General features: G+C 67.5%; 13 protein-coding genes. 5 read left to right on the top strand and 8 right to left on the bottom strand.

The genetic code is table 11. The annotated features are described in order from the left end of the window. Nucleotides 1-6: 6 nt before the first annotated feature. The 6 genes from AC04ME_RS13150 to leuC form a co-directional block, all read right to left on the bottom strand. A complete protein-coding gene (locus tag AC04ME_RS13150) occupies nt 7-1,089 on the bottom strand; it encodes a D-alanine--D-alanine ligase family protein (RefSeq protein WP_475435378.1) in 1,083 nt (360 codons plus the stop codon). Next, nucleotides 995-2,128: an NAD(P)H-dependent glycerol-3-phosphate dehydrogenase gene (locus AC04ME_RS13145; RefSeq protein ID WP_056376675.1), complete on the bottom strand. Its 1,134-nt coding sequence runs from the start codon at nt 2,126-2,128 to the stop codon at nt 995-997. Before AC04ME_RS13145 ends, AC04ME_RS13150 begins: the two co-directional genes overlap by 95 nt. Next, nucleotides 2,118-2,873, bottom strand: a complete 756-nt coding sequence (locus AC04ME_RS13140) for a lysophospholipid acyltransferase family protein (RefSeq protein ID WP_475435376.1) — start codon at nt 2,871-2,873, stop codon at nt 2,118-2,120. The genes AC04ME_RS13145 and AC04ME_RS13140 overlap by 11 nt, the downstream gene beginning before the upstream one ends. A gap of 5 nt (nt 2,874-2,878) precedes the next feature. Beyond that, nucleotides 2,879-4,246, bottom strand: coding sequence for a UDP-N-acetylglucosamine 1-carboxyvinyltransferase (gene murA, locus AC04ME_RS13135; protein WP_475435374.1), 1,368 nt, complete (start codon nt 4,244-4,246; stop codon nt 2,879-2,881). 65 nt (nt 4,247-4,311) lie between these two features. Then, nucleotides 4,312-4,908, bottom strand: coding sequence for a 3-isopropylmalate dehydratase small subunit (leuD, locus tag AC04ME_RS13130; RefSeq protein ID WP_042541705.1), 597 nt, complete (start codon nt 4,906-4,908; stop codon nt 4,312-4,314). Nucleotides 4,909-4,910: 2 nt separating this feature from the next. After that, entirely contained in the window at nt 4,911-6,362 is a 1,452-nt protein-coding gene (gene leuC, locus AC04ME_RS13125) for a 3-isopropylmalate dehydratase large subunit (RefSeq protein WP_042541706.1), read from the bottom strand. A 187-nt stretch (nt 6,363-6,549) separates the two neighbouring features. Here leuC and AC04ME_RS13120 point away from each other — a divergent pair, with 187 nt between their 5' ends. Together AC04ME_RS13120 and AC04ME_RS13115 are read left to right on the top strand one after the other, a co-directional pair. Further along, entirely contained in the window at nt 6,550-7,845 is a 1,296-nt protein-coding gene (locus tag AC04ME_RS13120; RefSeq protein WP_475435372.1) for an O-acetylhomoserine aminocarboxypropyltransferase/cysteine synthase family protein, read from the top strand. Continuing rightward, a complete protein-coding gene (locus tag AC04ME_RS13115; protein WP_475435370.1) occupies nt 7,842-9,155 on the top strand; it encodes an LLM class flavin-dependent oxidoreductase in 1,314 nt (437 codons plus the stop codon). Before AC04ME_RS13120 ends, AC04ME_RS13115 begins: the two co-directional genes overlap by 4 nt. Before the next feature lie 21 nt (nt 9,156-9,176). On the opposite strand, the gene AC04ME_RS13110 is transcribed toward AC04ME_RS13115, so the two are convergent. Further along, nucleotides 9,177-9,674: a DUF427 domain-containing protein gene (locus AC04ME_RS13110; RefSeq protein WP_475435368.1), complete on the bottom strand. Its 498-nt coding sequence runs from the start codon at nt 9,672-9,674 to the stop codon at nt 9,177-9,179. 36 nt (nt 9,675-9,710) lie between these two features. Between AC04ME_RS13110 and AC04ME_RS13105 the strand changes: the two genes are divergently transcribed. Next, complete coding sequence (locus AC04ME_RS13105) at nt 9,711-10,304, top strand: LON peptidase substrate-binding domain-containing protein (RefSeq protein ID WP_042541710.1); 594 nt, start codon at nt 9,711-9,713, stop codon at nt 10,302-10,304. Between the two features lie 11 nt (nt 10,305-10,315). Here AC04ME_RS13105 and AC04ME_RS13100 read toward each other — a convergent pair whose 3' ends face one another. Further along, nucleotides 10,316-11,320: a TerC/Alx family metal homeostasis membrane protein gene (locus AC04ME_RS13100; RefSeq protein WP_042541711.1), complete on the bottom strand. Its 1,005-nt coding sequence runs from the start codon at nt 11,318-11,320 to the stop codon at nt 10,316-10,318. A gap of 340 nt (nt 11,321-11,660) precedes the next feature. Here AC04ME_RS13100 and AC04ME_RS13095 point away from each other — a divergent pair, with 340 nt between their 5' ends. Both AC04ME_RS13095 and AC04ME_RS13090 read left to right on the top strand, forming a co-directional pair. Further along, entirely contained in the window at nt 11,661-12,218 is a 558-nt protein-coding gene (locus AC04ME_RS13095; RefSeq protein ID WP_455904768.1) for an RNA polymerase sigma factor, read from the top strand. After that, complete coding sequence (locus AC04ME_RS13090) at nt 12,215-13,297, top strand: DUF4349 domain-containing protein (RefSeq protein ID WP_475435366.1); 1,083 nt, start codon at nt 12,215-12,217, stop codon at nt 13,295-13,297. The genes AC04ME_RS13095 and AC04ME_RS13090 overlap by 4 nt, the downstream gene beginning before the upstream one ends. Nucleotides 13,298-13,332: the final 35 nt, after the last annotated feature.

Below are 13,332 nucleotides of genomic sequence, written 5' to 3'. Positions count from 1 at the left end.
GCCCGATCAGCGGCGCAGGCCCGCTTCGATCAGCTCTGAGATCAGGTCGCCGTAGCTGAGTCCGGATGCCACCCAGCACTTGGGGAACATCGAGATCGGCGTGAATCCGGGCATCGTGTTGAGCTCATTGACGACGAGCTCTCCCTCGGCAGTGAGGAACATGTCGACTCGGGCGAGGCCACGGCCGTCGACAGCCTCGAACGCTCGGATGGCGGCGTCCTGGATGGCCGCGATCTCGGAATCCTCGAGCTGCGCGGGGCACACCACGTCGACGCCGTCGCCACCGAGGTACTTGCCCTCGAAATCATAGAACCCGCGGGACGTCAGCACGATCTCGCCGGGCAGCGATGCGCGTACGCCGTCGGCGATCTCGAGAACCGCGACCTCGATCTCGCGACCGACCACTCCGCTCTCGATGAGGACCTTGTCGTCCTCCGCGAAGGCGATGGCCAGCGCGGCGTCGAGCTCGTCGGGCCTTTCGACCTTCGAGACGCCCACGCTGGAACCCGCGCGCGCCGGCTTGACGAACAGCGGCATCCCGAGATCGACGGCGGAGGCGCGAACCGACGCGGCATCCCGCTCCCACTCCCGCGAGCGGACCGTGATCCCCGGTGCCACCGAGAGGCCGGCCGCGCGCAGCGCGATCTTCATGAAGTGCTTGTCCATGCAGAGCGCCGAATCGAGAACTCCACCACCCGCATAAGGCACTTCGAGAGTGTCGAAGTAGCCCTGGATCGTCCCGTCCTCGCCGTGAGTGCCGTGCAGGATCGGGAGCACGATGTCGATCTCGCCGAAGCCCTCGACAGTCCCGTCCTGACGCACGACACGGAGCGTCCGGTCGCCGCCGGGCTCGGGCCACAGCACCCTGGTGCCGTTGTCGGCGACCTCGGGCAGATGTGCGGCATCCAGCGGGAACTTCGACGGGTCGTCGTCCTCGAGGACGAAGGCTCCCTCGCGGGTGATTCCGACCGGGATCACCGCATAGCGGTCGCGGTCAATCGCGCCCAGGACTCCGCCCGCCGTTGCGGAACTGATCGAATGCTCGCTGGAGCGCCCGCCGAAGAGCACCACCACCGTCTGCTTGTCCATGGTTGGTCCTCTCACCCTGCGGGGTGTCGTCGTCCGTCGTCAGGTGGGGTGCGATGTCACGCGGGTTCATCTTGCCGTCGAGCACCATCTTCACCTGCTCGACGATGGGCATGTGCACTTCGGACTCGCGGGCGAGCTGAAGCACCGGCGCGACGGACGCGAGGCCCTCGGCTGTCTGCTGCATCTGCTTGACGACGTCCTGGAAGCTGTATCCCTGGCCGAGCAGGCGCCCGGCCGTGTTGTTGCGGCTCAGTGGAGACTGGCACGTCGCGATGAGGTCTCCCAGTCCCGCGAGTCCTTGGAGCGTTTCGGGGTGGGCGCCGTTCGCTACCGCGAAGTCGGTCATCTCGACGAGTCCGCGCGTGATGATCGACGCCTTGGTGTTCTCGCCGTATCCGACGCCGTCGACGATGCCGATCGCCACCGCGATGAGGTTCTTCAGCACTCCCCCGAACTCCGTGCCGATCACGTCGGTGTTCACGAACGTCCGGAAGTACGAGTTGCGCGCGGCGCGTGCGACCTCTTCGGCCGTCTCCTGACTGCGTGAGGAGATCACGGCAGCCGTCGGCTGCTCACGGGCGATCTCGAGCGCGAGGTTCGGCCCCGAGGCGACAGCGATGCGATCGGGATCACACCGCAGCTCCTGCTCGATGACCTGACTCATCCGCAGCCCTGAGGTGCGTTCGACACCCTTCATGAGGCTGACGATCTTCGCGTCGTTGTCGGACAGGAGCGGTCGCAGCGCCTTGAGGTTCTCGCGCAGCGACTGGCTCGGCACCGAGAGGTAGACCTGGTCGACATCACGCAATGCGATCGCCAGCTCATGCGTCGCCGCCATCGTGCGCGGCAGGTTGATGCCGGGCAGGTAGCGCGAGTTGCGCTTGGCCTCGTCGATCTCGTGCGCGAGTTCGGCTCGGCGGGCCCACATCGTGACCTGCGCACCGCCGTCCGCGAGGATCTTCCCGAATGTGGTGCCCCAGCTGCCGGCGCCGATCACGGCGACTCTGGGGCCCGCGGGCGTGCTGCGCTTAGGAGTCAAGGCGACCCGTCTCCTTCTGTCCGTGCGAGGCGGGGTTCCAGCGCTCGGCCGGCGCCTTCTCACCGCGCAGCTCTTCGAGCAACGCGGTGATCGCGGTCATCAGCCGGTCGGTGGCCTCGTTCAGCGCCGCAGACTCGCCGGCGCGACCGCGCAGGTCGGACACGTCGACCGGGTCGCCGATGATGACGTCCACGCGCTTGCGCAGTGGCCACAGGCTCAGACCCTTCTGGTAACGACCCATGATGTTCTGGGTGCCCCACTGTGCCATCGGGATCAGCGGGATGCCGTCGGTCAGTGCCAGCCGCACAGCGCCCGACTTGCCGCGCATCGGCCACATGTCGGGGTCGCGCGTCAGAGTCCCCTCGGGGTACACGATCACTCCGCGTCCGTGTTCCACCAGCTCGGCCGACTGCTTCAGCGTCTGCTTCGCAGCGGATGCCGACGACGAACGAGCCACCGGGATCATTCCGGTGCGGCGCAGAATCCATCCGAGCACAGGGACCTTGAACAGGCTCTCCTTCGCCATGAATCGGGGCGCGCGTCCGATCCGCCACACCGCGAGTGCCACGATGAGGGGATCGAACTCCGAGTAGTGGTTGGGAGCCAGCACATAGGCACCCTCACGAGGAAGCTTCTCGGCACCGGTGATGCGGATCTTCGCGAGCAGCGAGATCAACGGCACGGCGATCGCCGCGAGCGGCCAGAACACGCTGGGCCGCGTCGTCTCGCGCGATCGGGAACCCATCGGGCTCACCGGATGACGTCGAAGTCGGCGCCCACGGCATCGAGCTTGGCGAGGAACTTCTCGTAGCCGCGGCTGAGGATGTCGACTCCCGACACCTTCGACTCGCCTTCGGCCGTCAGCGCCGCGATCACGTGGCTGTACCCGCCGCGCAGGTCGGGCACGACGATGTCTGCGGCGTGCAGCGGAGTCGGCCCGGTGATGACGGCCGCCTGCTCGAGGTCACGACGCGGCACGCGCCGCGGCCCGTCCTGCAGCCCTCGCGGGTGCACGACGATGTCGGCGCCCATCTTGACGAGTGCATCGGTGAAGCCGAGACGGTTCTCGTAGACCGTCTCGTGCACGACCGAGCGGCCGTTCGCCTGCGTCAGCGCCACGACGAGCGGCTGCTGCCAGTCGGTCATGAAGCCGGGGTGCACGTCGGTCTCGACGACGACGGGCTTGAGCTCGCCTTCGCGGCGGAAGAGGATGCCGTCCTCCTGGATGTCGAACCAGCCGCCCGCCTTGCGGAAGATGTTGAGGAAGGTGAGCATCTCCTGCTGCTTGGCTCCGCCGACGAAGATCTCGCCGTCGGTGGCCAGCGCCGCGGATGCCCACGAGGCCGCCTCGTTGCGGTCGAAGATCGACCGGTGGTCGTAGCCGCGCAGTGTCTCGACGCCCTCGATGAGGATGACGCGGTTCGGCTCGTACGAGATGATCGCGCCCATCTTCTGCAGCACGGCGATCAGATCCATGATCTCGGGCTCGATGGCGGCGTTGCGCAGCTCGGTCGTCCCCTCGGCCCTGACCGCGGTCAGCAGCACCTGCTCGGTGGCACCCACGCTCGGGTACGGCAGGTGGATGTTGGCGCCGTGCAGGCGGGCTCCGCCCCTGGAGAGACGGATGCCGCTCGGCAGCTTCTCGACGATGGCGCCGAACTTGCGCAGTGCGTCGAGGTGGAAGTCGATCGGCCGGTCGCCGATGCGGCATCCGCCGAGGTCCGGGATGAATGCCTGACCGAGACGGTGCAGGAGCGGTCCGCAGAACAGGATCGGAATGCGGGAGGCACCGGCGTGGGCGTCGATCTCCTCGAAGTGGGCCGACTCGACATCGCTCGGGTCGAAGACGAGTGCACCCGGCTCATCGCCGTCGGAGACCCGGACACCGTGCACCTCGAGCAGCGAGCGCACCACCGCGACATCGCTGATGGCCGGGACGTCGCGCAGCACGCTGACGGTCTCACCGAGCAGCGAGGCGACCATCGCCTTGGTCGCGAGGTTCTTCGCTCCCTTGACGTCGACGCGGCCGCGCAGCGGGCGGCCTCCACGAACGGCGAGGACGTCACCGGTGAGTGGGGGGACTCCGTCCGGAAGAGCGTCGCGCACAGGTGTCGTCATTCGGAGCCTCACTTCATTCAACGGAGATCGGGGCGGGGTCGCCCTCGGCTCCCCCGCCCCGCCGTTCACTGAACGGGAAGGGTCCGGGGCCGCCACGACTCGCGACGGGCCTCGAACTGCGCGATCTTGTCTTCGTTGCGCAGCGTGAGCCCGATGTCATCGAGCCCTTCAAGGAGCCGCCATCTAGTGTAATCGTCGATCCCGAGGTCAGCCTGGATCTCACCGATCGACGCGACCCGCGCCTCGATGTCCACCGTGATGGAAGCCCCGGGATTCCGGTCGATCTCGGCCCAGATCCGCTCGAGATCCTCTTCCGAGATGGTCGCCGCGACGAGCCCCTGCTTGCCTGAGTTGCCCCGGAAGATGTCGGCGAAGCGCGGGCTCAGGACGACCGCGAACCCGAAGTCGCGCAGCGCCCAGACGGCGTGCTCTCGGCTCGATCCGGTGCCGAAGTCCGGTCCGGCGACGAGCACCGACGCCCCCTGGAAGGCGGGCTGGTTGAGCACGAACTCGGGGTCCTGGCGCCAGCCGTGGAACAGCGCGTCCTCGAAGCCGGTCTTGGTGACCCGCTTGAGGAAGACGGCGGGGATGATCTGGTCGGTGTCGACGTTCGAGCGCTTCAGCGGAGCGGCGATACCGGTGTGGGTGACGAACTTCTCCATGGTCAGACCTCCGCCATCTCGTTCAGGTCACTGGGACTCGACAGCGTGCCGCGGATCGCGGTCGCCGCGGCGACCAGCGGCGACACCAGGTGTGTGCGACCACCCTTGCCCTGCCGACCCTCGAAGTTGCGATTCGACGTCGACGCACAGCGCTCGCCCGGAGCGAGCTGATCGGGGTTCATGCCGAGGCACATCGAGCAGCCGGCGAACCGCCATTCGGCTCCGAAGTCCTTGATGATCTTGTCGAGGCCTTCCGCCTCGGCCTCCAGCCGGACGCGGGCCGAACCCGGTACGACCATGACACGCACGCCGTCGGCCTTCTTCTTGCCTTCGATGATCGACGCGAACGCACGGAGGTCCTCGATGCGGCTGTTCGTGCACGAGCCCATGAAGACCGCATCGACCGGCACCTCCTTGAGCGGCGTACCAGGGGTCAGATCCATGTACTCGAGGGCGCGCTCTGCGGCGGCGCGCTCGTTGGCGTCGGCGATCTGAGCCGGGTCGGGAACCGACGCCGACAGCGAGCTGCCCTGACCGGGGTTGGTTCCCCATGTCACAAAGGGCTCGAGATCGTCGGCGTCGATGAAGACCTCGGCATCGAAAGTCGCACCCTCGTCGGTCGGCAGGGTGCGCCAGTAGGCGACGGCGTCGTCCCAGTCCTGGCCCTGGGGAGCATGCGGACGCCCCTTCAGGTAGTCGAACGTCGTCTCGTCGGGGGCGACCATGCCCGCACGGGCACCGGCCTCGATCGACATGTTGCAGATGGTCATCCGGCCCTCCATGGACAGCGAGCGGATCGCGCTGCCGCGGAACTCCAGGACATAGCCCTGCCCGCCGCCGGTCGTGATCTTCGCGATCACTGCGAGGATGATGTCCTTCGCGGTGACTCCGGGGCGCAGAGTGCCCTCGACGGTGATGGCCATCGTCTTGAAGGGCTTGAGCGGAAGCGTCTGGGTCGCCATCACGTGCTCGACCTCGCTGGTGCCGATGCCGAAGGCCATGGCGCCGAAGGCCCCATGAGTCGACGTGTGCGAGTCTCCGCAGACCACGGTGATCCCCGGCATGGTGAGCCCGAGCTGCGGGCCGACGACGTGCACGATGCCCTGTTCGGCATCGCCCAGAGAGTGCAGACGGACGCCGAACTCGGCGGCGTTGCGGCGCAGCGTCTCGATCTGAGTGCGGCTCGTGAGGTCGGCGATGGGCTTGTCGATGTCCCACGTGGGCGTGTTGTGGTCTTCGGTGGCGATCGTCAGGTCGAGGCGACGCAGCGGACGGCCCTCCGATCGCAGTCCGTCGAACGCCTGAGGGCTCGTGACCTCGTGCACCAGGTGCAGATCGATGTAGATGAGGTCGGGCTCGCCGTTCTCGCCCTTGACGACGAGGTGGTCGTCCCAGACCTTCTCAGCGAGGGTCCTCGGACGTGCGGGAGCAGTGTCTGCTGCGGGGATGTTCATTGCGTCTCTCCTGAAGCTGGCGGTTCGGCCCACGATGGACTCCGCGACGAGGAGGGGCTCAGAACGAGGTCTCGTCGCGGCCGCTAAGAAGGAGCACGATCCGCATGACGTCAGATTACCACCGCTTCAGCGACCGGAGTCGCCGCGTGACACGCTACTGTCACCCGCACATTCGAGAGGCATCCGCATGACCGACGACACGACCGGCTTCGCCACCAGAGCGGTCCACGCCGCCCGGAATCAGGGCGCCGCGTCGTCGAGGGCGACGCCGATCTATCTGACTGCGGGCTTCGAGTTCGATGACTTCGATCACGCCGCAGACCACTTCGGCACCGGCGCCGGCTTCGGCTACACCCGCACGGGCAACCCGACGGTGAGCGCCGTCGAGCGACAGCTCGCAGCCCTCGAATCCGCCGCGGACGCGGTGCTCGTCGCGAGCGGACAGGCCGCGGTCGTCACCGCTTTGCTGACCGTGGCCGGAGCCGGAGACCACATCGTGGCCTCGACGCACATCTACGAGGGCACCCGAGGGCTCCTGCTCGACAACCTCGCACGGCTCGGCATCGAGACGACGTTCATCGACGAGATCGCCGACCCTGCTGCGTGGCAGGCAGCGATCCGCCCGACCACGCGCGCGCTGTTCGCGGAGTCGATCGCGAACGCCCGGAACGACATCCTCGACATCGCCGCTGTGAGCGCGGTCGCGGATGAGTTCGCCATCCCGCTCATCGTCGACAACACGCTCGCGACGCCCTTCCTGCTGCGTCCGATCGAGCATGGTGCCGCCATGGTCGTGCACTCCGCATCGAAGTTCCTCGCGGGTCACGGGTCCGTGCTCGGCGGTGTGATCCTCGATGACGGTCGTTTCGACGCGGATAGGGCCGGTCACAACGCACCGCACCTGGTGCTCCCCGGCCGCGGGGGCTTCCCGAGCGTCTTCGCCCGCCACGGCGGCAACGCTCGGATCGCCTACGCCCGCGAGTCGGTGGCTCCCCGCTTCGGCGCCTCGCCGTCTCCTCTCAACGCGTTCCTGATCGGACAGGGCGCCGAGACCCTCGGCCTCCGGGTCGAGCGCCAGTCCCGGAACGCGCTCGAGGTGGCCCGTTGGCTGGCCGCTCAGGATGCGGTCGAGAGCGTCGATCACGTGGGCCTCGAGACTCACCCCGACCATGCTCTCGCGCAGCGGTATCTCCACGGCGGGTACGGGTCGATCTTCACGTTCACCCTCCGCGGAGGGCTCGACGCCGCACGCGACTTCGTCGAGAGCGTGGAAGTCTTCACGCACATGACCCACATCGGCGACGTGCGCTCGCTGGTGCTGCACCCCGCGACCACCAGCCACTCGCACAGAACACCCGAAGAGCGCGACATCCTCGGTGTGCAGCCGGGAACCCTTCGACTGTCGGTCGGCATAGAAGACGTCTCCGATCTGATCGCCGACCTCGCTCGGGTGCTCGAGCCGGCGCGAGAGGCCGTCGCATGACCAGGCCCCAGCACTTCGGCTGGTTCCTCGCCCGCGGTTTCGGTCCGCAGGGGTGGGGATACCCGTCTCTGGACTGGGACTACGACTGGACGCGTCCCGAGATCTATCAGGAGGCGGCCCGGACGCTCGAGCAGGCAGGCTTCGACCTCGTGATCATCGAGGACGCACCGTCTCTCGGCTCGCCGGACACGATCGACCTCCGCGTACGCCATGCCTTCGGCGGGCCCAAGCACGACCCGCTGCTCCTCGCTCCCTACCTGTTCCAGGCGACACGGCACCTCGGAGTCGTGCCCACCGTCAATCCCGCGGCGTACCTTCCCTATACGGCGGCGCGGCAGTTCTCCACCCTTCAGCATCTCAGCGGTCACCGTCTCGGGCTCAACGTGGTGACCGACACCGGCAGCGCGCGTCACTTCTCGGCCGTGGCGCAGCTCGGACACGATGCCGCCTACGACCGGGCCGAGGAATGGCTCTCAGGCATCCGCTCGCTCTGGCGCAGCTGGGGCGACGGAGCGCTGGTCGGCGACCGCGAGACGGATGTCTTCGCGGACGGATCGAAGCTGAGCACCGTCCGGCATCGCGGAGAGCATTACGCGTTCGACGGCCCTCTGAACGCCGTGCCGTTCACCGACGGCGAGCCGGCGATCGTCTCCCCCGGCGGGTCGGGTCGCGGCCTCGGGTTCGCCGGCGCCAACTCCGATGTCCAACTCGCCCTCGCTCCGCTGGACGAAGCATCCGTGCGCGCCTACCGCGCGAAGATCCACGACGCGGCGATCGCCGCCGGGCGCTCAGCCGACGACATCAAGATCCTGTTCGCGATCCAGCCCGTGATCACGGCATCCGTCGAAGAGGCCGACCGGATCGTCGCTGCGTCCGCGCACCCCGATGATGCGGCTCTCGTGCAGATCGCGCGCAAGCAGTCGAGCGATCTCGAGACCGACCTCACCGCACTCGACCTCGAGCGGCCGCTCGATGTGTCGATCTTCGGGGAGCACGTCTCGCGCGGAAGCATCCAGCGCCTGATCGGCGACCGTCGCGAGGATGCTCCGCTGCGCGCCCACCTCACCGCCCTCGCCCGCGCCGGCCGCATCGCCGATCGTTCGGGCTTCGTCGGGACGGCCGACGAGTTCGCCGATCTGATCGAGGAACTCGGAGAGTGGGGCAACGACGGCGTGCTGCTGTGGGGCGACTTCCACCCCGTCACGCTGCACCGCACACTCGACGAGCTCGTGCCGGTGCTGCGTCGCCGTGGGATCCTCCGCCGCGACCACGTCGATGGCGGCCTGCAGGCCAACCTCCGCGCGTTCTGACAGGAACGGCGGGGACGGGCCCTACCAGCCCATGGAACCCGGTACGCCCTTGAAGGGCCCGACGACCGACGACGTGACCCAGCCGCCGTAGAATCCTCCCGGCTGCGGAACGACGACCTCGTCGCCGACTGTGCACGCGTCCATCGGCCCCGCATACACGGCCACCCGGTCGCGCAGCACCTCGAAACCGGGCGAAGGATGCGGGTAGTTCCATGCCGCGCCCGCGGCCGTCAGGCCGCCGCCACGCACATCGAGATAGCGCGCGGCACCCTTGAACTCGCAGAACGATGAACCCGGGGCATCCGAGAGCGCGCCCTCGATGAAGTCGGCGATCGGCAGATAGTACACAGGAGGGTGACTCGTCTCGAGCACCCGCACGGCATCGCGCGTATCGGCGACCAGAACGCCGCCGAGGCGGATGGTGACGCGCTCGGGCACCGGCTCGACCCTCGGTGGCCGCGGATAGTCCCATACGGATTCCTGACCGGGCGAGGGGACGATCGGCTGAGGTCTGCGCATCTGTTCACTGTACGTCGCGCGGTGTTGACTGGGGTCATGGCTCAACTACCGATGTTCCCGCTCGGCTCGGTGCTGTTTCCCTACACCCCGCTTCCGCTTCGCGTCTTCGAGCCGAGGTACCTCACGATGATCGGACACCTGCTCGACGACGACGACCCGCAGTTCGGCGTGGTGCTCATCGAGCGCGGTCACGAGGTCGGCGGCGGCGACCGACGCAGCAGGGTCGGCACGATGGCCCGGCTGGTGAGCGTCGCGGCGGACGCCCAGGTGCTGCACACCCTCGCGGTCGGCACCGCCCGCTTCACCGTCGATCAGTGGCTCGACGACGCGCCCTTTCCTCGCGCCGAGGTCACGCAGCTGCCTGAGCTGACGTGGCACGACGCGCTGACCCCTCTGCGGACCGAAGCAGAGGCGATCGTGCGGCGAGTCCTCGCACGCGTGGACTCGCCGTGGGATGCCGACACCGAACTGTCAGACGATCCGCTCGCCGCAGCCTGGCAGCTCGCCGCGATCGCACCGCTGGGCGAGTACGACCAGTTCGCCCTGCTGCAGTCCAACTCGCTCGGCGCCCTGCTGGGCCAGGTCATCGATCTCACCCTCGAAGCGGAGCTCCTCTGGTCAGCCGAGTGAGCGGGCTGCGCTCACTCGACGATCGCTGCCTTCTTCGCCGCCGACTTCTCGCGCGACGACGCGATGAGGCTGGCGACTGTCGCGACGGTCATCGACACGACGATGACTCCCAGCGACACCATGTTGTCGATGTCTGGCACCCATTCGACATGCTCGCCGCCGTTGATGAAGGGCAGCTCGTTCTCATGCAGCGCGTGCAGGATGAGCTTGATGCCGATGAAACCGAGGATCACGGCGATGCCGTAATGCAGGTAGCGCAGGCGATCGAGCAGATCGCCGAGCAGGAAGTAGAGCTGACGCAGGCCCATGAGCGCGAAGATGTTCGCGGCGAAGACGAGGAACCCGTTGGTGGTGATCTCGAAGATCGCGGGAATCGAGTCGATCGCGAAGATCAGGTCGGTGACACCGATCGTGATGAACACGATGACCATCGGCGTCCACATGCGCTTGCCGTCGACCGTGGTGCGGAGCTTGGAGCCGTCGTAGGTCTCGCTGATGTCGATCCGGCGCCGGAGCAGGCGCACGATGAAGTTCTCCTTCTTGACGTCGTCTTCGTGCTCGCCCTCGGGCATCGCCTGCTTGATCGCGGTGTAGATGAGGAACGCGCCGAAGACGTAGAAGATCGGCGAGAAGTGCTCGACGACCGCCACTCCCACGAGGATGAACGCCCCACGCAGGACGAGCGCGATGATGATGCCGACCATCAGCACCTGCTGCTGCAGGCGTCGCGGGACGGCGAACTGCGCCATGATCAGCACGAAGACGAAGAGATTGTCGATGGACAGGCTGTATTCGAGCGCCCAGCCGGTGATGAAGTCGCCCGCGTTGCGCCAACCGGCCACGTTGCCGAGGAGCACAGCGAAGAGAAGCGCGAGGGCGACGTAGAACACGACCCACAGGGTCGACTCCTTCGTCGAGGGGATGTGGGGGCGAAGGCGGATCAGAAGCAGGTCGCCGATCAGAATGATCGAGAGGACGATCATCGAGGTGATCTCGAACCAGACGGGGATTTCCAAGGGCGTACAGCCTTTCGGGAGGGTAGGAAGAACGCCGAAAGTCTCTCCCACGCACAGAGTGCGTCGCACGACCGGAGCAGCGATGTCGGTGCTCGTGATGACGGTGGATGCGCTTGCGGGATACTCCCTCTCGCGTCACCAATGCTAGCGGAGCGGAAGGGCCGTGGTGGCATGGTCGATGTGACCTCGAACTCGCACCCGGACACCGCCGCGAACGTCCTCCCTCGGCGTCCTCCGGCAGCGGACGCTCGCGAAGGTGCGCGCGCAGCCCGCACACTGATCTGAGACGATGGGGCATCTTCCGACACCTCCCAGGTGAGAGACACCGAACGGAATCGGGATGCCAGTGCAGACGAGTGATCAGAAATGGGCGGCACAGGCCGCGGCAGGTGACGAGAGCGCCTTCCGCGAGCTGTACCGCTCGTATGTCCGCCCAGTCTACTGGATCGCGCATGGAATGCTCGGCTCCCCCGCCGATGCCGAGGATGTGACCCAGGAGACCTTCGTCACGGCTTGGCGCAAGCTTCCGGGGTTCGAGCTTCAGGGAGAATCGATCCTCCCGTGGCTCGCGACGATCTGCCGCTTCCAGGCCGCGAATCGCCTTCGTCAGCGCAGGCGCGACCATGCCCACACGACGGAAGCGGTGGACGAGACCCTGCCTTCGACGATCAGCGTCGAGGAGCAGGTGATCACCGCAGACCTCGCGGAGCGGATCGCCGCCGAGGTCGGCACGCTGAGCGACCTCGACCGCGCGATCTTCCGACTCTGCGCCGCCGAAGGCTATGCCTACCAGGCCGCGGCCGAGGAGCTCGGCGTGAGCCATGCCATCGTCCGGAACCGTCTCTCACGAGTCCGCACCCGACTTCGCGGTGCCGTGAAGGAAGCGAGCGACGCATGAACGACAAGACCAGCACCGAGCGACTGCCCGAGCTCACCGATGCCGCAGTGGCGCGCATCGAGAAAGCCGTGTTCGACGACATCGCCGCCGAGCGGCCACGACGGGCGCCAGCCGCAGCAGGGGCTCGACACCGCCGGCGTCGGTGGATGACCGGTGCCGGGATCGCGGCGGCGTTCGTCGTCGGCGTCCTCGTCACTGCTCCGATCCTCACTGCGGTGGGCGGGTCGGCGACGAGCTCGGCCGAGGGCGGAGACATGGTCGTCACGGAGGAGTCACGCACCGGCTCCGCCGACCAGGGCGCACCTGGGGCCGCGACGGACTCGGCCGAGTCTGCACCGGCGGTCGGAGATGTCGCAGTCACTGATCGCGAGATCATCGCGACCGCCAACGCGACAGTGGAGGTGAAGGACATCGCGGACGCCGCCGACACGATCGGCGCACTGGCCGAGTCGCGCGGCGGGTATGTCGAGAGCACTGAGATCGGCAAGAGCGTCGCCGTCGACGGCGCTTCGGAGCCGGCGCCTTCCGACCCCGGGTACGGCTGGATCAGCATCCGCGTACCCTCCGCCGACCTCGCCGCCGTCATCGATGAGCTCGCCACCTCGGGCGAAGTGCTCTCCTCATCGATCTCGAAGCAGGATGTCACCTCGACGGCGATCGATCTGCGTGCGCGCGTGGATGCCACCAGGGCATCGGTGCAGCGGCTGACCGAGCTGATGTCGCAGACCGGCACGGTCGCGGAGCTCATCGAGGCAGAGGTCGCGCTCACCGATCGCCAGGGGCAGCTCGAGTCGTACGAGCAGCAGCTCGCATCGCTCGAGGACCAGGTCGCGATGTCGAGTCTCACTGTTGAGCTGACCCGCACGACGCCGCCCACGACCGCCGACCCGGCCGGGTTCTCGGACGGGCTCCTCGCCGGCTGGAACGGCCTCGTCGTCTCAGTGAACGCGCTGGTGATCGCCGTCGGATTCATCCTGCCGTGGATCGCTGTGGCCGGAGTGGTGGTGCTGGTGATCTGGCTCATCCGGCGCGCACGGCGCACTCGTATGGCAGCCGGCGAGCCGCCTGCCGAGGGCTGACTCGCATCTGCGAAAGGGCCGCAGCTCCCAGCGAG

It is taken from the genome of Microbacterium sp. LjRoot205, from assembly GCF_056175745.1.
Note: the sequence above shows the minus strand (reverse complement) of the source record. Positions and strands in the feature narration are given on the sequence as shown.